The organism is Blastochloris viridis, assembly GCF_001402875.1.
Lineage (GTDB): Bacteria > Pseudomonadota > Alphaproteobacteria > Rhizobiales > Xanthobacteraceae > Blastochloris > Blastochloris viridis.
The window spans coordinates 1,177,123-1,194,291 of sequence record NZ_CP012946.1; the positions used below are offsets into that span (position 1 = coordinate 1,177,123).

Annotated in this window: 15 protein-coding genes; 9 read left to right on the top strand and 6 right to left on the bottom strand. The window is 68.9% G+C overall.

Annotated elements, in window-relative coordinates; genetic code table 11:
• Positions 1-201 precede the first annotated feature (201 nt).
• The 5 genes from BVIR_RS05245 to ppx all read left to right on the top strand — a co-directional run bounded on the left by BVIR_RS05245 (position 202) and on the right by ppx (position 6,648).
• Positions 202-732 carry a CDP-alcohol phosphatidyltransferase family protein gene (locus BVIR_RS05245; RefSeq protein WP_055036743.1) on the top strand — a complete coding sequence of 177 codons (531 nt, stop codon included), beginning with the start codon at positions 202-204 and terminating at the stop codon, positions 730-732.
• A 54-nt stretch (positions 733-786) separates the two neighbouring features.
• Positions 787-1,881, top strand: coding sequence for an AI-2E family transporter (locus BVIR_RS05250; RefSeq protein ID WP_055036744.1), 1,095 nt, complete (start codon positions 787-789; stop codon positions 1,879-1,881).
• A 9-nt stretch (positions 1,882-1,890) separates the two neighbouring features.
• Positions 1,891-2,574 carry an HdaA/DnaA family protein gene (locus BVIR_RS05255; RefSeq protein WP_055036745.1) on the top strand — a complete coding sequence of 228 codons (684 nt, stop codon included), beginning with the start codon at positions 1,891-1,893 and terminating at the stop codon, positions 2,572-2,574.
• A 317-nt stretch (positions 2,575-2,891) separates the two neighbouring features.
• On the top strand, positions 2,892-5,129 hold the full coding sequence (locus tag BVIR_RS05260; protein WP_055036746.1) for an RNA degradosome polyphosphate kinase: 2,238 nt from the start codon (positions 2,892-2,894) through the stop codon (positions 5,127-5,129).
• A gap of 40 nt (positions 5,130-5,169) precedes the next feature.
• Positions 5,170-6,648 carry an exopolyphosphatase gene (ppx, locus tag BVIR_RS05265; protein ID WP_055038699.1) on the top strand — a complete coding sequence of 493 codons (1,479 nt, stop codon included), beginning with the start codon at positions 5,170-5,172 and terminating at the stop codon, positions 6,646-6,648.
• A 182-nt stretch (positions 6,649-6,830) separates the two neighbouring features.
• On the opposite strand, the gene rnd is transcribed toward ppx, so the two are convergent.
• Positions 6,831-8,033 (bottom strand): ribonuclease D, encoded by a 1,203-nt coding sequence (rnd, locus tag BVIR_RS05270; protein ID WP_055036747.1) that lies wholly within the window; start codon positions 8,031-8,033, stop codon positions 6,831-6,833.
• Positions 8,034-8,132: 99 nt separating this feature from the next.
• On the opposite strand from rnd, the gene aspS reads away from it, so the two are divergent.
• Together aspS and BVIR_RS05280 are read left to right on the top strand one after the other, a co-directional pair.
• Complete coding sequence (aspS, locus tag BVIR_RS05275; protein ID WP_055036748.1) at positions 8,133-9,920, top strand: aspartate--tRNA ligase; 1,788 nt, start codon at positions 8,133-8,135, stop codon at positions 9,918-9,920.
• A gap of 405 nt (positions 9,921-10,325) precedes the next feature.
• A complete protein-coding gene (locus BVIR_RS05280; RefSeq protein WP_055036749.1) occupies positions 10,326-11,915 on the top strand; it encodes an EAL domain-containing protein in 1,590 nt (529 codons plus the stop codon).
• Positions 11,916-12,105: 190 nt separating this feature from the next.
• On the opposite strand, the gene BVIR_RS05285 is transcribed toward BVIR_RS05280, so the two are convergent.
• From BVIR_RS05285 to BVIR_RS05295, 3 genes are all read right to left on the bottom strand, one after another.
• On the bottom strand, positions 12,106-12,489 hold the full coding sequence (locus BVIR_RS05285) for a hypothetical protein (RefSeq protein ID WP_145911852.1): 384 nt from the start codon (positions 12,487-12,489) through the stop codon (positions 12,106-12,108).
• Between the two features lie 356 nt (positions 12,490-12,845).
• The gene (locus tag BVIR_RS05290) at positions 12,846-13,562 is read right to left on the bottom strand and encodes an LrgB family protein (protein WP_055036751.1); all 717 of its coding nucleotides are present in this window, start codon (positions 13,560-13,562) and stop codon (positions 12,846-12,848) included.
• A complete protein-coding gene (locus BVIR_RS05295) occupies positions 13,559-13,939 on the bottom strand; it encodes a CidA/LrgA family protein (protein ID WP_055036752.1) in 381 nt (126 codons plus the stop codon). Before BVIR_RS05295 ends, BVIR_RS05290 begins: the two co-directional genes overlap by 4 nt.
• Positions 13,940-14,012: 73 nt before the next feature.
• Here BVIR_RS05295 and BVIR_RS05300 point away from each other — a divergent pair, with 73 nt between their 5' ends.
• The gene (locus tag BVIR_RS05300) at positions 14,013-14,693 is read left to right on the top strand and encodes a ceramidase domain-containing protein (RefSeq protein WP_055036753.1); all 681 of its coding nucleotides are present in this window, start codon (positions 14,013-14,015) and stop codon (positions 14,691-14,693) included.
• 6 nt (positions 14,694-14,699) lie between these two features.
• Here the strand turns inward: BVIR_RS05300 and BVIR_RS05305 are convergent, their stop codons facing one another.
• A complete protein-coding gene (locus BVIR_RS05305) occupies positions 14,700-15,035 on the bottom strand; it encodes a DUF6665 family protein (RefSeq protein WP_236823717.1) in 336 nt (111 codons plus the stop codon).
• A gap of 200 nt (positions 15,036-15,235) precedes the next feature.
• Complete coding sequence (locus BVIR_RS05310; RefSeq protein ID WP_236823744.1) at positions 15,236-16,321, bottom strand: polysaccharide deacetylase family protein; 1,086 nt, start codon at positions 16,319-16,321, stop codon at positions 15,236-15,238.
• A 623-nt stretch (positions 16,322-16,944) separates the two neighbouring features.
• Between BVIR_RS05310 and BVIR_RS05315 the strand changes: the two genes are divergently transcribed.
• Positions 16,945-17,160: a hypothetical protein gene (locus BVIR_RS05315; RefSeq protein ID WP_055036755.1), complete on the top strand. Its 216-nt coding sequence runs from the start codon at positions 16,945-16,947 to the stop codon at positions 17,158-17,160.
• Positions 17,161-17,169 lie beyond the last annotated feature (9 nt).

Consider the following 17,169-nt stretch of genomic DNA (forward strand, 5'->3'; position numbering starts at 1 on the left):
GGCGCCGTGCAATGGCGCAAGGCCGGGCCGACGGCCGGCCGGCTTGCCGAAACGCCGCAGGCGTTCTCAGGGGCCGCAGGCGTGTCCGAGCCGCTGCACCCTTTCCAAACGTTGGTGTGACGGCTATCAAACCGTTGATGAATCCGGCCATCGACCTAACATCCGGATCGTCGCTGTCATCAGCCGAACCGGGGGACGGGCGTGAGCATCCCCAATTTCATTACCCTCGGCCGCCTTCTGCTGGTTCCAGCGGTGGTGTGGGCGATCTCCGACCACCAGATGATGCTGGCGTTCGTGCTGTTCGTCATCGCCGGCGTGTCGGATGCGGTCGACGGCTTCCTCGCCAAGCGGTTCGGTATGGCCACCGAGCTTGGCGCCTATCTCGACCCGCTGGCCGACAAGGCGCTGCTGGTCAGCATCTACCTGACACTGGCGCTGCTCGGCCAAATTCCGGCCTGGATCACCATCCTGGTGGTGTTCCGCGACATCATGATCGTCGGCGCGATCATGCTGTCGGGCGTGCTGGAGAAGCCGGTCACCATCCGGCCGCTGCGGGTGTCCAAGCTCAACACCACCGCCCAGATCGTGTTCGCGGCGCTGGTGCTGGGCTCGCTCGGGTTCGGCCTGACGCTCGGCTCGGTGGTGACCTTGGCGATGTATACCACCGCCGCCTTGACGATCGTCTCGGCCGCTGCCTATCTCCGGGAATGGATGCGCCATATGGCGAGTTGACGGACCGATGCGGTGAGGCCGGCGCACGCTGGCAGGCGAGGGGCTGAGCGGCCAATGACGCTCCAGAAGCAGGTTCTGTTCTGGCTTGGCGCGCTTGTCGCCGTCATCCTGCTGGTCTGGCTGCTGCGCGGCATGCTGCTGCCGTTCGTCGCCGGCATGGCGCTGGCCTATTTCCTCGATCCGGTCGCCGACCGCCTGGAGCGGGTGGGGCTGGGGCGGCTGTTGTCGACGCTGCTGATCGTCGGGGTGTTCCTGCTCACCTTCGTGCTGGTGGTCATCCTGGTCGGGCCGCTGCTCACCAGCCAGCTCACCGCCTTCATCGAGCGCCTGCCCGCCCTGATGATGTCGCTGCAACAGCTGTTCACCGACCAGAACCGCGAGTGGCTGGCGCCGATCCTCGGCGACCGCCTGCCCGACATCCAGAAGTCGCTGTCGGAACTGGCGACCCAGGGCGCGCTGTGGCTGGTCGCCTCGCTGCGCGGGTTGTGGTCGGGCGGCGCCGCGCTGGTTTCGGTGGTGTCGCTGGTGGTGGTGACGCCGATCGTCGCATTCTACCTGCTTTATGACTGGGGGCGGATGATCCGCGCCATCGATAGCTGGCTGCCGGTGAAGTATCGCGACACCATCCGCGAGCTCGCCAACGAAATGGACCAGGCGATCGCCGGCTTCGTGCGCGGGCAGGCCGGCGTCTGCCTCAGCCTCGCGCTCTACTACGCCGTCGCACTGATCGCGGTCGGCCTGAACTTCGGCCTCCTGATCGGCTCGATGGCGGGCGTGCTGTCGTTCATCCCCTATGTCGGCTCGCTCACCGGCCTGCTCACCGCCACCGGGGTGGCGATCGTGCAGTTCTGGCCGGACTGGCACCTGATCTTAGTGGTGGTGGCGGTGTTCGCGGTCGGCCAGATCCTGGAGGGCTATATCCTGGCGCCCAAGCTGGTCGGCCGGAGCGTCGGCCTGCACCCGGTCTGGCTGATGTTCGCGCTGTTCGCGTTCGGCTATCTGTTCGGCTTCGTCGGCCTGTTGCTGGCGGTGCCGCTGGCCGCCGCCATCGGGGTGCTGACGCGGTTCGCGCTCAGGCGCTATCTGGCCAGCCCGTTCTACACCGGCCTGTCGCGCACGGTCGATGCCAGCGACGGCACGGACGCCTGATCCCAAGCCATGCCCGCGATGATGCCGCACCAGCTCGTGCTCGATTTCGGCCAGCCGCCGAGCCTCGCCCGCGAGGATTTCGTCGCCGCGCCCTGCAACGCCGCCGCGCTGGCGGTGGTCGAGCGCTGGCCGGACTGGCCGGACCGCGCGGTGGTGGTGGTCGGGCCGGAGGGCACCGGCAAGAGCCATCTCGCCGCGATTTGGGCCGCCCGCGCCGCGGCGAAGCGGGTGCTGGCCGAGGCGCTGCACGAGGCCGACCTTGCCGACCTTCTGGCCTCCGGCGCGCTGGTGGTGGAGGATCTCGACCCCGCCGGGGTGACCGAGACGGTGCTGTTCCACCTGCTCAACCTGGTGCGTGAGCAGCGGGCGTGGCTGCTGATCACGGCGCGGGAGGCGCCGGCCGCCGGGTTCGGCCTGCCGGACCTGGTGTCGCGGCTGCGGGCGCTGCCGGTGGCGGCGATCGCCCCGGCCGACGACGACCTGCTGCAGGCGATGGCGTTCAAGCTGTTCGCCGACCGCGGCGTCGACGCCGATCCCGCCATGGTCAAGTATCTGGTAACGCGCATCGAGCGCTCGGCGGCGGCGCTGGCCCGCACGGTGGCCGACCTCGATTCCGCGGCGCTAGCGTTGCGGCGGCCGGTGACGCGGGCGCTGGCGGCGCAGCTGCTGCCGCAGGTTTCGCTCGAGCGCTGACCCCGACGGGCCATCGTCCGGCGCGGTCGGCCGCCGGGTTGATACGGACGTCGGCAGATCGCCTGCAGCTCCGTATTGTGGCCGCGGCCGGGCCGACCCGCGGGCCGAAAATCTCCTTTCCGAACAAGGGTTTTCGGCCAAATCGTATCTGGCACCGCGACGCGATCCTCGGCAAACCGCGTCATGTGGTTCCGGCAGAATGGGCGCTGCGGCATCGCGAAGCGGGCAGGCCGCCCCCATATTACGGCCGACGCTTTCGCGAATTTGTCATCGCTCGGTAATACTGAACGCTCCGAACCCCGCTCTGGAGAAGCCACATGGCCAAGAACGCCCGCGCCCGTGCCCCCGCCGTCGAGACGCAGCCCGAGGTGGCGACGGCGAGCGTCCAGCCGGCGGCGGAGCCGCAGCCCGAGGCGGAGACGCCGCTGTCGGAGCGGCCGGAGCGCTTCATCAACCGCGAACTGTCGTGGCTTGACTTCAATTGCCGCGTGCTGGCCGAGAGCGAGAACGCCCAGCACCCGATCCTGGAGCGGCTGCGCTTCCTGTCGATCTCGGCCAACAATCTCGACGAGTTCTTCATGGTGCGCGTCGCCGGCCTCAAGGGCCAGGAGCGGGCCGGCATCACCGACAACAGCCCGGACGGGCTGACGCTGCGCGAGCAGCTCGACCGCATCGGCCTTGAGGTCGCCCGGCTGTCGGCCGAGCAGCAGCAGCGCTGGCGCGAGCTTCGGCAGGAGCTGCGCCAGGTCGGCGTCAACCTGGTCGAGAGCGACGGCGTGACCAAAGCCGAGCGCGGCTGGCTGGAGGACTATTTCCTCCGCCACGTCTTTCCGGTGCTGACGCCGCTGGCGATCGACCCGGCGCACCCGTTCCCGTTCATCCCCAATCTCGGCTTCTCGCTGGCGCTGCAGCTGGGCGCCCCGGATGGCTCGCGGCCGCTGACCGCGCTGATCCGCGCCCCCAACAAGATCGACCGCTTCATCAAGATGCCCGATTTCGGCGACGTCGGCTCCACCCGCTTCATCGCGCTGGAGACGGTGATGGGCATGTTCATCGGCCGGCTGTTCCCGGGCTACGTGGTCAACGGCCAGGGCGCGTTCCGGGTGATCCGCGACAGCGACCTCGAAGTGGAGGAGGAGGCCGAGGACCTCGTCCGCCTGTTTGAAACCGCGCTCAAGCAGCGCCGCCGCGGTTCCGTGATCCGGCTGGAGATGGAGGCCTCGACCCCCAAGGCGCTGCGCAGCTTCATCCAGCGCGCGCTCGGCGTCGAGGACGGCGAGACCTTCCTGGTCGACGGCGCGCTCGCCATCACCGACCTGTCGCAGATCGTGGCGCTGGACAAGCCGGCGCTGAAGTTCCCGCCGTTCAACCCGCGCTTTCCCGAGCGCATCCGCGACCATGGCGGTGATTGCTTCGCCGCCATCCGCAAGAAGGACCTGATCGTCCACCATCCGTATGAGTCGTTCGACGTGGTGGTGCAGTTCCTCAACCAGGCCGCCGCCGACCCCAACGTGGTGGCGATCAAGCAGACGCTCTACCGCACCTCCGCCAACAGCCCGATCGTCAAGGCGCTGGCGGAGGCAGCGGAGGCCGGCAAGTCGGTCACCGCGCTGGTCGAGCTCAAGGCGCGCTTCGACGAGGAGGCCAACATCCGCTGGGCGCGCGACCTGGAGCGCGCCGGCGTGCAGGTGGTGTTCGGCTTCATCGAGCTGAAGACCCACGCCAAATTGTCGCTGGTGGTGCGGCGCGAGGGCGGGGCGCTGACGTCCTACTGCCACGTCGGCACCGGCAACTATCACCCGATCACCGCGCGCATCTACACCGACCTGTCGTTCTTCACCGCCGACCCGGTGTTCGCCCGCGACGTCGCCCGCATCTTCAACTTCGTCACCGGCTATGCCGAGCCGCAGGAGCTGGAGCGCATGGCGGTGTCGCCGGTGACGCTGAAGAAGACCATCCTCGATCACATCGCCAAGGAGGCCGCCTATGCCAAGGCCGGCCGGCCGGCGGCGATCTGGGGCAAGATGAACGCACTGGTCGACCCCGAGGTGATCGACGCGCTCTATGCCGCCAGCCAGGCCGGCGTCACCGTCGATCTGGTGGTGCGCGGCATCTGCTGCCTGCGCCCCGGCGTGCCGGGCCTGTCCGACAACATCCAGGTGAAGTCGATCATCGGCCGCTTCCTGGAGCACTCCCGCATCTATTGCTTCGGCAACGGCCACGGCCTGCCGCACCCGAAGGCGGCGGTCTATATCTCCTCCGCCGACATGATGCCGCGCAATCTCGACCGCCGGGTCGAGGCGCTGTGTCCGATCCTCAACCCGACCGTGCACGAGCAGGTGCTCGACCAGATCATGGTGGCGAACCTGATGGACAACGAGCAGAGCTGGCGGGTCTTGCCCAATGGAAGCTCCGAACGCATCATCCGCCCGGCCGACGAGGAGCCGTTCAACGCCCATCGCTACTTCATGACCAACCCGAGTCTGTCCGGCCGTGGAAAGTCCCTCGAAGCAACCGCTCCGCGCACCCTCACGCGCCGAATCTCCCGTGCCTAAATTGGCAGCAGCCTCCGAAATCGCCCGCGGCCGGCTGTCGATGGGGCCGCCGATCGCGGTGATCGACATCGGCTCCAACTCGGTGCGGCTGGTGGTCTACGAGGCGGTTTCGCGCTCGCCGACCCCGGTGTTCAACGAAAAGGTGCTGTGCGGCCTCGGCCGCAACGTCGCCACCACCGGCCGGCTCGACGTCGATGCGGTAGACAAGGCGTTGGCGGCGCTGAAGCGGTTCCGCGCGCTGTGCGACACGCTGCGGGCCGACCGGGTGCATGTGCTGGCCACCGCTGCGGCGCGCGATGCCGCCAACGGGCCGGAGTTCATCGACCGCGCCCGCGACATCTGCCGCGTCGACGTCGAGCTGCTGTCCGGCAAGCGCGAAGCCAAGCTGGCCGCGCTCGGCGTCATCTCCGGCACCTACCGGCCGAGCGGGGTGGTGGGCGACCTCGGCGGCGGCTCGCTGGAACTCGCCGACATCGACGGCCACCGCGTCGGCGCCGGCGTCACCTTGCCGCTCGGCGGCCTCGCGTTGCAGGACATCTCGGGCCGCTCGGTCAAGAAGGCGGAGAAGATCGTGCGCGAGGCGCTGGCCGGCGTTCCCCAGCTCGACGAGCTGGCCGGCCGCACCTTCTACGCCGTCGGCGGCACCTGGCGGGCGCTGGCCAAGCTGCACATGGAGCAGCGCGGCTATCCACTGCACGTCATGCACGGCTACACCCTTCCCACCCGCGCGATGGTGGAGTTCTGCCGGCTGCTGCAGCGCGCCGATCCCTCGACGTTGTCGAAGATCGAGGCGGTGTCGGACGCGCGGCGCGCGCTGCTGCCCTACGGCGCGGTGGTGCTGGAGCACATTCTGCGGCTCGGCAAGCCGTACGAGGTGATGGTCTCCGCGCTCGGCGTGCGCGAGGGGCTGCTGTTCTCGCTGCTGCCGGAGGAGGAGCAGCGGCTCGACCCGCTGCTGGCCGCGGCGGAGGACCTCAACCAGCTGCGCTCGCGCTCGCCGCGCCACGGCCGCGACCTCGCGGCGTGGTCGGACCGCTTCATGGCCTCGACCGGCTTCGAGGAGACCGCCGAGGAGACCCGGCTACGACGGGCGGCGTGCCTGCTCGCCGACATCGGTTGGCGCGCCCACCCCGATTATCGCGGCGAGCAATCGCTCAACATCATCGCCCATGCCGCCTTCGTCGGCATCGACCACACCGCGCGGGCGTTCCTGGCGCTGGCGGTCTATTTCCGCCACGCCGGGCTGTCGGAGGACGGGCTGTCGCCGCAATTGCGCGAGCTGGCCTCGCCGCAGGCGCTCGACCACGCCCGTATCCTCGGCGCCTCGATGCGGGTGGCCTATCTGGTATCGGCGGCGATGCCGGACGTGCTGCCGCGGGCGCCGCTGGAGGTGGTGCATGGCAAGCTGGTGCTGCGGCTCGACGGCGAACTCGCCGACCTTGCCGGTGACCGGCTGCTGGGCCGGGTGCGCACCCTGGCCAAGCTGATCGGCCGCGAGCCAGTGATCGCGGCGGGGTAGGGCTCAATTGCCGCGTCGGGCGAAATAAGACGCAGCTGGGATTTATGGCTCGTCTCTCGTCGTCCCGGCCAAGCGCCTGGATGCATCGCATCCGGCGCGCGAGCCGGGACCGTTCGCACGACCAACGCCTTTTTCTGCTCGTCATCCCGGCTCGGCGCCGCGCCGTCCGGGATGACGAGTTCTTATGGGTCGGCAGGCGTCGGCGGAGAGCCCGCCTCACTCGCTCCGCCGTTGTCCGGCTTGTCCACCGTCACCACGCGGCCGCGGTCGATCGCCAAGGCGAGGCGGCCGTGCTTGAGGGCGAGCGCCTTGTCGCCGAACAGCTCGCGCCGCCAGCCGCGCAGGGCGGCGACGTCGGCCTCGTCGTCCGAGGCGATATGTTCGAGGTCGTCCACCGTCGCGATCACCTTCGCCGCGACGGCGTGGCGCTCGGCGGTCATGCGCAGCAGCACCTTGAGCAGTTCCACCGTGGCCTGGGCGCCGTTGCTCGGCGTCCGGTCGCGCTCGATGCGCGGCAGCGTCTTGGGGTCGCGGGCGAGGCCGCGCTTCACCGTCTCCAGGATGGCCAGGCCCCAGGCCGAGCGCTCGAACCCCTTGGGCAGCGAGCGCAGCTGGCCGAGCGCCTCCGGCGTGACCGGCTGCTGGATGGCGATCTCGCCGATCACCTCGTCCTTCATCACCCGCGAGCGCGGCACGTCGCGCGACTGCGCCTCGCGGTCGCGCCACTCGGCGACCTCGATCAGGACGCCGAGCTCGCGCGGCTTGCGTACCCGCGTCTTCAGCCGGTGCCAGGCGTCGACCGGGTCCTGGCGGTAGGTGTCCGGCGAGGTCAGCACCGCCATCTCCTCGGCCACCCAGTCGCTGCGGCCGCGCTTTTCCAGGTCGCGCAGCAGGCGCTGATAGACGTCGCGGAGGTGGGTGACGTCGGCCTCGGCATAGGTGATCTGCGCCGGGCTCAACGGCCGGCGCGACCAGTCGGTGAAGCGCGAGGACTTGTCGATGACGTGGCCGGTCAGGCGCTGGACCAACTGGTCGTAGGACACCGAATCGCCGTGGCCGAGCACCATGGCGGCGATCTGGGTGTCGAACACCGGGTGGGGAATCATCTTGGCGCGGTGCCAGATGATCTCGATGTCCTGGCGGCCGGCGTGGAACACCTTGACGATCGATTCATTGGCCATCAGCTCGAAAAAGCTAGATAGATCAATGCCATCGGCCAAGGTGTCAACCACGACGGCCTCGTCTGGGCCGGCAAGCTGCACGACGCAGAGCTTGGGCCAGAACGTGGTCTCGCGGAGAAATTCGGTATCGACGGCAACGAACGGATGTGTGGCAAGCCGTGCGCAGACGTCGGCGAGGTCCCGGGTGGTCGAAATCAAATTCATGGCGTTTCTATAGCGGAGTCGCGAGCCGGCTTGGAGTCAGTGCCTTGACAAGGCAGCCCCTGCATGTGCTCTACCCCCCGCTCCGTAAACGGATTTCCCATGCATCGCTATCGCTCCCACACTTGTGGCGCGCTGCGCGCCTCCGACATCGGCCAGACCGTCCGGCTTTCGGGCTGGTGCCATCGTATCCGCGACCATGGTGGCGTCCTGTTCATCGATCTGCGCGACCACTACGGCATCACGCAGGTGGTGGCCGATCCCGACAGCCCGGCCTTCAAGGCGGTGGAGCAGGCGCGCGCCGAGTGGGTGATCCGCGTCGACGGCCGGGTTCGCCCTCGGCCGACCGGCACCGAAAATCTTGAACTCGCCACCGGCGAGGTCGAGGTGTTCATCACCGAGCTGGAGGTGCTCGGCCCGGCCGGCGAGTTGCCGCTGCAGGTGTTCGGCGAGCAGGAATACCCCGAGGAGACCCGGCTGCGCTACCGCTTCCTCGACCTCAGGCGCGAGCGGCTGCACCGCAACATCATGCTGCGCGGCCAGGTGATCGATTCGCTGCGCAACCGCATGAAGTCGCAGGGCTTCTTCGAGTTCCAGACCCCGATCCTCACCGCGTCCTCGCCGGAGGGCGCACGCGACTATCTGGTGCCGAGCCGTGTCCATCCCGGCAAGTTCTACGCCCTGCCGCAGGCGCCCCAGCAGTTCAAGCAGCTGCTCATGGTGGCGGGCTTCGATCGCTATTTCCAGATCGCCCCCTGCTTCCGCGACGAGGACGCGCGAGCCGACCGCTCGCCGGGCGAGTTCTACCAGCTCGATATCGAGATGAGCTTCGTCACCCAGGACGACGTGTTCGCCTCGGTCGAGCCGGTGCTGCGCGGGGTGTTCGAGGAATTCGGCGACGGCAAGCCGGTGACGCAGAGCTTCCCGAAGATCCGCTATGCCGACGCCATCAAGAGCTATGGCACCGACAAGCCGGACCTGCGCAACCCGATCAAGATGCAGAACGTCTCGGAGGCGTTCCGCGGCTCCGGCTTCAAGGTGTTCGCGCGCATCCTCAATGATGATCCCAAGGCCGAGGTGTGGGCTATTCCGGCGCCGAGCGGCGGCTCGCGCGCGTTCTGCGACCGCATGAACAGCTGGGCGCAAGGCGAGGGCCAGCCTGGCCTCGGCTACATCTTCTGGCGCGAGGGCGCCGGCGCCGGGCCGCTTGCCAACAATATCGGGCCGGAGCGCACGGCTGAGATCGCGGCGCAGCTCGGCCTGAAGGACGGCGATGCCTGCTTCTTCGTCGCCGGCCGGCCGGACAAGTTCTACAAGTTCGCCGGCGAGGCGCGCACCCGCGTCGGCAAGGATCTCGGCCTGATCGAGGAGAACCGCTTCGAGTTCTGCTGGATCACCGACTTCCCGATGTACGAGTGGAACGAGGACGACAAGAAGATCGACTTCTCGCACAATCCGTTCTCGATGCCGAACTTCGATCACGATGCCTTCCTGGCGCTCGACCCTGCCGACCAGGACACCGTGCTCGGCATCACCGCGTTCCAATACGACATTGTCTGCAACGGCATCGAGCTGTCGTCTGGTGCCATCCGCAATCACCGCCCGGACGTGATGAAGAAGGCGTTCGCCGTCGCCGGCTACGGCGAGGAGACCATCATCGAGAAGTTCGGCGGCATGTACCGGGCGTTCCAGTATGGCGCGCCGCCGCACGGCGGCATCGCGCCGGGCGTCGACCGCATCGTCATGCTGCTGGCGGGCGAGAGCAATCTGCGCGAGGTGGTGCTGTTCCCGATGAACCAGCGCTGCGAGGACCTGTTGATGGGCGCGCCCTCGACGGTGACGGCCAAGCAGCTGCGTGAGTTGCACATTCGGCTGAACCTGCCGACCTGACCGCCGGCGATCAGCTTCGATCGATGCCAACGGCCCGACGCGGCGATCCCGCGCCGGGCCGTTCGGCGTTTGACGGACTTTCGACAGGATTTGCTGCATAAGCGTCATCCATAGGCAGAATTGCCGTTCGAAAGTCGCCAATATCGGAGTTTTTCCGCGGGGCGCCAAATATTACATTGATTCGTAACATGCAACCTGCGCCTTGCGTGCGGGGCTTGAAACGTCGCGAAATCAATCGTTCGAGGCGGAGGTTCTTGCGGTTTTGCTATTTATGGTGGCAATTTGTGCCGATTTGCGGGTGCCGATGAAGTCTTAAGTCGGCATTAATTCGAATTTGGCTTTAATCCGGAGCTTAACAGCGCGGGGAAGGTCGACGTGAAGCGCGCGGCACGAAAACGAATAGCCGTGCTCTTCGCAGCGCTGTGCTGCGCGGGCTTGATCGCCTTCGGCATCGAGGCCGGCACCGACGTCATCCTCAGGGAGCGCGGCGCCGCCCAGGCCGCCCTGCAGGCCAAGGATATCCTCGTTCGTGCCGAGGCACGGCTGCACCGCTCGGCCGCCGCGCTCGCCGATCTCGTCGCCGGTGGCGTGAAGACCTGCCGCCAGGGCGACATCGAGGCAATGCGGCGGGCAGTCTACGCCACCACGCCGCTCAAGGAAGTCGCGCTGGTCGACGCCCAGGGCGCCGTGCTGTGCTCCCACCACGGCTTCGGCTCCGACCACCGCGGCATGACCGCGGAGCAGGCCATCGCCGGCACCAGCCTCACCATGTCGATGGTGCGGTTCGGCGACGGCCAGGAGCCGGCGCTGCGGCTGCGCGTGGCGGTGGGGCAGCATTACCTCACGGTGCTGGTGCCGGCCGAGGTGTTCGAAACCGACGACGTCGCCGCCCCGGCCCAGGGGCTCGGTATCCGGCTGATGCTCGCCGGCGTGCCGACGGTGCTGCGCCCGCTGGGCGAGCCGGTCGACTCCGACGACGTGCAGGTCGCCACCGGTTCCGGCCAGTTTCCGGTCTCGGTTGAGATCGTCCGCACCATCGAGGGTCTGCGCGCCAACGCAGCGGGGCCGATCCTGTATTCGCGGGCGGGCGGCCTGTTCATCAGCACGCTGATCTTTGCGCTGGCGCTGTCGACGACGCGGCGGCGGCAGGACCCGGTGGATGATCTGCGTGCGGCGATCGATGCCGGGGAAATGGTTCCCTATTACCAGCCGGTGATGGACATCTCCTCCGGTCGCCTGATCGGCTGCGAGGTGCTGGTGCGCTGGCGCCGTCCCGATGGCGAGGTGGTGCCGCCGAGCAGCTTCATCCCGTTGGCGGAGACCTCGGGCCTGATCTTCGAGCTGACCAACCGCCTGATGCGGACGGCGCGGGATGAGGTGGCGGCGGTCTATGCCACCCGGCCCAGCTTGAAGCTCGGCTTCAACGCCCACGCCGACCACTTCCTGAACGACCGCATCGTCGCCGACGTCGAGCAGGTGTTCGGTGGCTCGCCGATCCGGCTGTCTCAGATCATGCTGGAAGTGACGGAGCGAGCGCCGCTCGCCGATCTCAACGAGGCGCGGCGCACCATCGCGGCGCTGCAGGCGCTCGGCGTCAAGGTGGCGATCGACGACGTCGGCACCGGCCATGGCGGCCTCAACTATCTGCTCAAGCTCGGCGTCGACACCATCAAGATCGACAAGATGTTCATCGATGCGATCGGCACCGAGCGCTATTCGAACGCCATCATCGAGACGCTGGTGGAACTCAGCCGGACCATGAAGATCGACGTCATCGCCGAGGGCGTCGAGACCTTCGACCAGGTCGAATATCTGCGGTCCCACGGCGTTCACATGGCCCAGGGTCACGTGTTCGCGCCGGCGCTGCCCGGCGGGGCCTTCCTGGACCTGTGCGAGGCGATGTGCCGCGATGCGGCCGTGCCGGTGGCGACGCACGGGCATAGCCGCGAGCCGATGCCCCGCTACATCTCCGCCCGCAATCGCCAGTTCAGCTGACCGCGCCGGATCGCCGAACGCGGCTCGATCCGCGCCCCCGCGTTGACCACCGCCCCCTGATGCTGACGCACGGGGCCGTTGAAGCTTCGGGCCTCCGCCGGGCGCGGTCGGATCGGCGGTGGCTTCAAATGCATCGCCCCGGGCGCGGCAGGTGCCACGTCCGGGGCGAAATGCGGTGCCGAAGCTGGCGTCAGCGGCGGGCGCTCTTGCGGGGCGGCTGAAAGCCGACATAGTGGCCGTCAACGCAGCCCGACGGACCCTGGCGGAACGATCCGAACAGCGCATCGAAGCCGGTGCACGGGGTGGTCGCAGCGTGGATCAGCGCGACGGTGCCGACCGCCGCAACGCCGCCGGCGACCGCCGACGCGGCCGCGGCGCCGCCGGCGCTGCTGGCGAAGGCCGTCGTGCCGCCCCAGCCATTGTAGAGGCCGACGCCGACCAGGGTGCCGACCACCGCGCCGGTGCCGATCAGCGCCGGGGTGCGCTCGTCATAACCACGGTCGCCGGCCGAGGCGGCGGTGGCGGTGACAGCGAGGGCGGCGGCGGCCGAAACAGCGATGAAAGCCTTACGCATTGCGATCTCCATTTACAGAATAGTGGTCCGATCTCTTGCCTAAATAAGTTGCGTTTAAGCCAACAGTCGCTAGCCGCTCGCAATCATGGCAAGAAAAAGGCACGTCATATTGTTGCGTCGATGCTGGAACACAAGTGTTCTTGCGTTCGCGCAACAAGGAACATGGCCGAACTTTCCGATTTGATAACGCGATATCCGGCGTATCCGTTTAAGTTTCTGGTCGATTATTTGTTTCATGAAAATTGTCGACGGTGCGCCGGCGCCTGCCGTGGCGACGGCGGCCTTGCCGGGTGGCCGGCAACGCCGGCCTAGGCGCGGTGTTCCGCAAACCCGGCTCCCGACTTGTGGGCGGTGCCCTAACGCAGCAGCAGCACCAGCAGCGGCACCAGCATCGCGGTGATGAGGCCGTTGAGCCCCATGGCGATGCCGGCGAAGGTGCCGGCCACCTCGTTGTCCTGGAACGCGCGCGCGGTGCCGATGCCGTGGGCGGATAGCCCGATGGCGAAGCCGCGCGCGGCGCGGTGGCGGACGCCGGCGAGGTCGAGCACCGGCTTGGCCATGATTGCGCCGAGAATACCGGTGGTGATCACCAGCACCGCGGCCAGCGCCGGATCGGCGCCGATGGTGTCGGCGACGCCCATGGCGATGGCGGCGGTAACCGATTTCGGCGCCAGCGCCAGCGCGATCTGCTCGGGCAGGCCGAGCAGCAGCGCCAGCCCCACCGCCGAGACGATCGCCACCACGCCGCCAACCAGCAGCGCCACCGCCATCGGCAGGATCGAGCGGCGCACCAGCGGCCATTGCCGGAACAGTGGCACCGCCAGCGCCACCGTGGCCGGGCCGAGCAGGAAGTGGACGAACTGCGCCCCGGCGAAATAGGTCGGGAACGAGGTTCCGGTCGCCGCCAGCAGCGCCGACACCATCGCGATCGCCAGCGGCACCGGGTGGGCGAGGGGGTGGCGGCCGAGCGCGTGCGAGGCCCGCTCGGCGATGGCGTAGGCCACCAGCGTCGCGGTCAGCCACAGCAGTGGGCCGCCGGAGAGATAGATCCACAGGTCGACGACGGTGATCACGCCGCGGCCTCCGGGCCGGGTGCCGGCGGGGGGCCCGGCTCGGCGCGGCGCGCCAAAGCCTGGAACACCCGGCCGGTGACGACCATGGCGATGACGGTCGAGACCACCAGCACCACCGCGAGCTTGAGGCCGCTGTCGGCGAGCAGACCGTATTGCTGGACGATGCCGACTCCGGCTGGCACGAACATCAGCGACATGTTGCGCAAGATGGTGTCGGCGGTGTCGCCGACCGCGTCGGGAACGCGGCCGCGCACGGCGAGAATGGCGAGCAGCAGCGCCATGCCGGCGACCGGGCCGGGCACTGGGGCGTGGACAAAGCGAACCGCGGTTTCGCCGGCGAGTTGACAGAGCAGCAGAAGGGCGCAGGCTTCGATCATCGGCTTTCAGGGGCGTGAGGACGTCGTCCTCTATAGCAGCCGGTGCCGAGCGGGCGCAGCGGGGCGGATCACGATGGCGAGCGGATGGAGCACCCCGGTCGACATCTATTGCGAGCGCACCACCGCGGCGCTGTGGGCGGAGCCGCTGAATGCCGCGACCAACGCGGCGTTCGTGGTCGCTGCGGTTGCGGCCCTGGCGCTGTGGCGGCGCAGCGGCCGGCGCGGCGACTGGCCGGCGCTCGTGCTCATCGCCGTCACCGCGCTGGTCGGCGTCGGCTCGTTGCTGTTCCACACCGTGGCGACGCGGTGGGCCGGGCTGGCCGACGTCATTCCGATCATGGTGTTCATCGTCGTCTATCTGGTGCTGGCGCTGCGCCGCGTTCTCGGGCTCGGCCTCATCGCCACCGGGGCTGGGCTGGCGCTGTTTTTCGCGGTGTCGGCGGCGATGCCGGCGCTGGTGCGGCTGGCGCCGGGGCCGTGGGCGAGTTCGCAAAGCTATTTTCCGGCGCTGATCGCGCTGGTGACGGTGGGCGCGATTGGCCGGGCGATGCCGGCGGCGGCCGGCGTCCGCGCCAGCGCCGACGCGCTGCTGCTCGCCGCCGGCCTGTTCACGGTGTCGCTGATCGCCCGGATGGCCGATCTGCCGCTGTGCGACGCACTGCCGTCCGGCACGCATTTCCTGTGGCACCTGCTCAACGCCACCGTGCTCTACGTGCTGCTGCGCGCCGCCATCCTGCATCGGGCGGCGGCGTGATCGCGGTCAGTGGCAGGCCGGGCCCATGCGGGCGGCGACCTCGGGCGGCACGCCGTAGTCGCGCAGGATGGAGGCGAGGTCGCAGCAGCCGCTCGACTCGCGCTGCACCGCCAGCATCCACAGCGCCTCGGCGGCGTCTGCCACCAGCGGCTCGCGCGTGGCGGCGCCGGCGCCGCGAGGCGCGGCGTCGAACGTCTTGAGCGCGGCGATGGCGTGCTCCAGCCGGCGGCCGATGCGGCCGAGCGAGGCAGCTTTTTCCTGCGCGATCTCGTAATCGAGGCCGACCCCGGTGCGGGTGCGGCTGCGCAACTCGGATACGAAGGTGGGCGGCTTCAGCGTCATGCGGCGCCCCCGGCAGCGCGGCCGCGAGAGCCGCGTCGATCGCAAAAATTATACAGCAACGCGGCGGTCCGACCAACGATTGCAGCGGCGCGGCGCCCGGCGGCTTTAAGGAAGATCACGCCGCGCCGCCGGTTTCTTTGCACGCGATGCAAAATGGCCGGGCGCAGGCCCGGCCATCGCAGCGGCGGCACCGGCCGCGGTCAGTTGCCGTCGATCGTGCGCACCACCGAGTTGGTCGGCTTGCCGGAGCTGCCGGCGGTGGGCGCGCCCTTCATCTCCTTAGCCACCTCGGCGTCAACGTCCGGCAGCGTGTCCAGCGGCGCCTTGGCGGTGAGATGAACCACCCGGTAGCCGCCGGCCTTGAGGGCGTCGAGCAGCATCGGTGCGGCCTTCGCCGTCACCGCCTGGAAATCGTGCATCAGGATGATGCCCTTGCCGGTGCGCTGCAGCTTGGACATCACCTGCTTGACCACCGCCTCCGGCTTCTTGGTCTTGAAGTCGAAGGAATCGACGTCGCACGAGAACACCGCCACGTTGCGCTCGGCGAGGTAGGACAGCATCGCCGGCGGGTGGCGCAGCGCCGGGAAGCGGAAGAACGGCGACGGTGGCGCGCCGAGCGCGAGGTGGACGGCGCTGGCGCCCTTCTCGAACTCGGCCTTACCGTCGACCGTCTTCCTGGTCAGGTCGACGTGAGACCATGTGTGCGAGCCGATGGTGTGGCCTTGCGCCGCCACCTGCCGCAGGATCTCCGGGTGCCAGATGGTGTGCTTGCCGACGGGGAAGAACGTCGCCTTGGTGCAGTGGTGGGCGAGAGCCTCCAGCACCGCCGGGGTGTTGCGCGGCCACGGCCCGTCGTCGAACGTCAGCACCACCTCGCCGGGCTTGAGGAAATCGTAGGCCTTGAAGTGCTCGAAGCCGAAGCCGGGCCCGCCGGTGGTGTCGATCTCGACGGTGCGGGCAAGGCCGATGGCGTTGGGGTTGCCTGGGCAGTCGGCCGGCGCGGCGACCGGCACCGGCGCGGCCGAGGCGACCGGCGGTGCGCTGGCGATGGGCGCGGCGGCGCTGGTCGCCGGCCTGGTCAGGTCCGGGCTGATCAGGACCGGGGTGACCTCCTGGATCGCCCGCGCCGGCGCGACCGGCGCAAGGGCCGCCGGCGCCTGGCTGACGGGGGCTTGGTCGATGGGGGCTCGGTCGATGGGGGCTTGGCTGACCGGCGACAGGCCGGTCACTGGGTTGGCCGCCGCGGGCTTGGACATCAGCGCCGGGGCGTTCGGCCCATGCACCATCGGGGCGCGGGCCGGCGCGGCGTCCTCGGCGGCGGCTGCCGCCGCCGGGACAGCGGCGGCCGGCGTGACCGGAGAGGGCGCGGCCGGCACCAGCGCCGGCGAATCGGGGCCGCGCACCACCGGCGCCGATTGGGCGGCGGCGCCTGAAACGGCACCCGGCATCGGGATCGTTGCCAACATCACCGCCGCCATCGCCGACAGCAATGAACGGCCCTGCGGCCTCGGAACCAGCATGGAAGACCTCCGCTCGGCGAACGACCCGCGACTGTCGCGATCCCGCGCGAGATTACATTTAACAAAAGGTTAGCGCGACCAGCGGCGAGAACAAGCCATGTTGCCGTTGTCGCGGTGCACAAGGCACTGCGCGGGCCCTGCGCCGAGCCGCTCGGCCGCCGCCGAGCCCGTTGCGCCGGCTCGATTCGGCGGCTCTGTCACCATGACATGCGCGGCGGCCGACACCCGGCGCCGGCCGCCGGCCGGGCGATTCGCGCCTGAGCAACCGAAACGTCGATTTTGTAACGGAAGGATGTTGCCTCAAGTAACTGAAACATTGGCGGTGGCGGCCGAGGTGTAGGGCTGCCTCACGCAATCCGCCCCAGGGTGCGCCTGCGAACAAGGGGCAGATGATGCAGAGGGTGTCCGGGTCGATCGTCGTGCGTCTGCATGGGCTGTTCGCTGAGCTGGCGGGCGCGGTGCTGTGGGCCAACGATCCAGGCGACCGCGCGGCGTTCGCCGTCTCCAAGCAGACGTTCCACACCTTTGACGCGCTGTTCGCGCGCAACGGGGCGGATATGAGCCGCCGCCTGATCGCGGTCAGCGTGGTGTCGGCCTGGTGCTGATCGGCGTCG

Excerpts from the sequence above, each read along its gene's own strand:
- BVIR_RS05260 (WP_055036746.1), top strand. The coding sequence starts at position 2,892 with ATGGCCAAGAACGCCCGCGCCCGTGCCCCCGCCGTCGAGACGCAGCCC.
- aspS (WP_055036748.1), top strand. The coding sequence starts at position 8,133 with ATGCATCGCTATCGCTCCCACACTTGTGGCGCGCTGCGCGCCTCCGAC.
- rnd (WP_055036747.1), bottom strand. The coding sequence starts at position 8,033 with ATGAATTTGATTTCGACCACCCGGGACCTCGCCGACGTCTGCGCACGG.
- BVIR_RS05250 (WP_055036744.1), top strand. The coding sequence starts at position 787 with ATGACGCTCCAGAAGCAGGTTCTGTTCTGGCTTGGCGCGCTTGTCGCC.
- BVIR_RS05295 (WP_055036752.1), bottom strand. The coding sequence starts at position 13,939 with ATGATCGAAGCCTGCGCCCTTCTGCTGCTCTGTCAACTCGCCGGCGAA.
- ppx (WP_055038699.1), top strand. The coding sequence starts at position 5,170 with ATGGGGCCGCCGATCGCGGTGATCGACATCGGCTCCAACTCGGTGCGG.
- BVIR_RS05310 (WP_236823744.1), bottom strand. The coding sequence starts at position 16,321 with ATGGTGCATGGGCCGAACGCCCCGGCGCTGATGTCCAAGCCCGCGGCG.
- BVIR_RS05255 (WP_055036745.1), top strand. The coding sequence starts at position 1,891 with ATGCCCGCGATGATGCCGCACCAGCTCGTGCTCGATTTCGGCCAGCCG.
- BVIR_RS05300 (WP_055036753.1), top strand. The coding sequence starts at position 14,013 with ATGGCGAGCGGATGGAGCACCCCGGTCGACATCTATTGCGAGCGCACC.
- BVIR_RS05315 (WP_055036755.1), top strand. The coding sequence starts at position 16,945 with ATGATGCAGAGGGTGTCCGGGTCGATCGTCGTGCGTCTGCATGGGCTG.
- BVIR_RS05305 (WP_236823717.1), bottom strand. The coding sequence starts at position 15,035 with ATGACGCTGAAGCCGCCCACCTTCGTATCCGAGTTGCGCAGCCGCACC.
- BVIR_RS05285 (WP_145911852.1), bottom strand. The coding sequence starts at position 12,489 with ATGCGTAAGGCTTTCATCGCTGTTTCGGCCGCCGCCGCCCTCGCTGTC.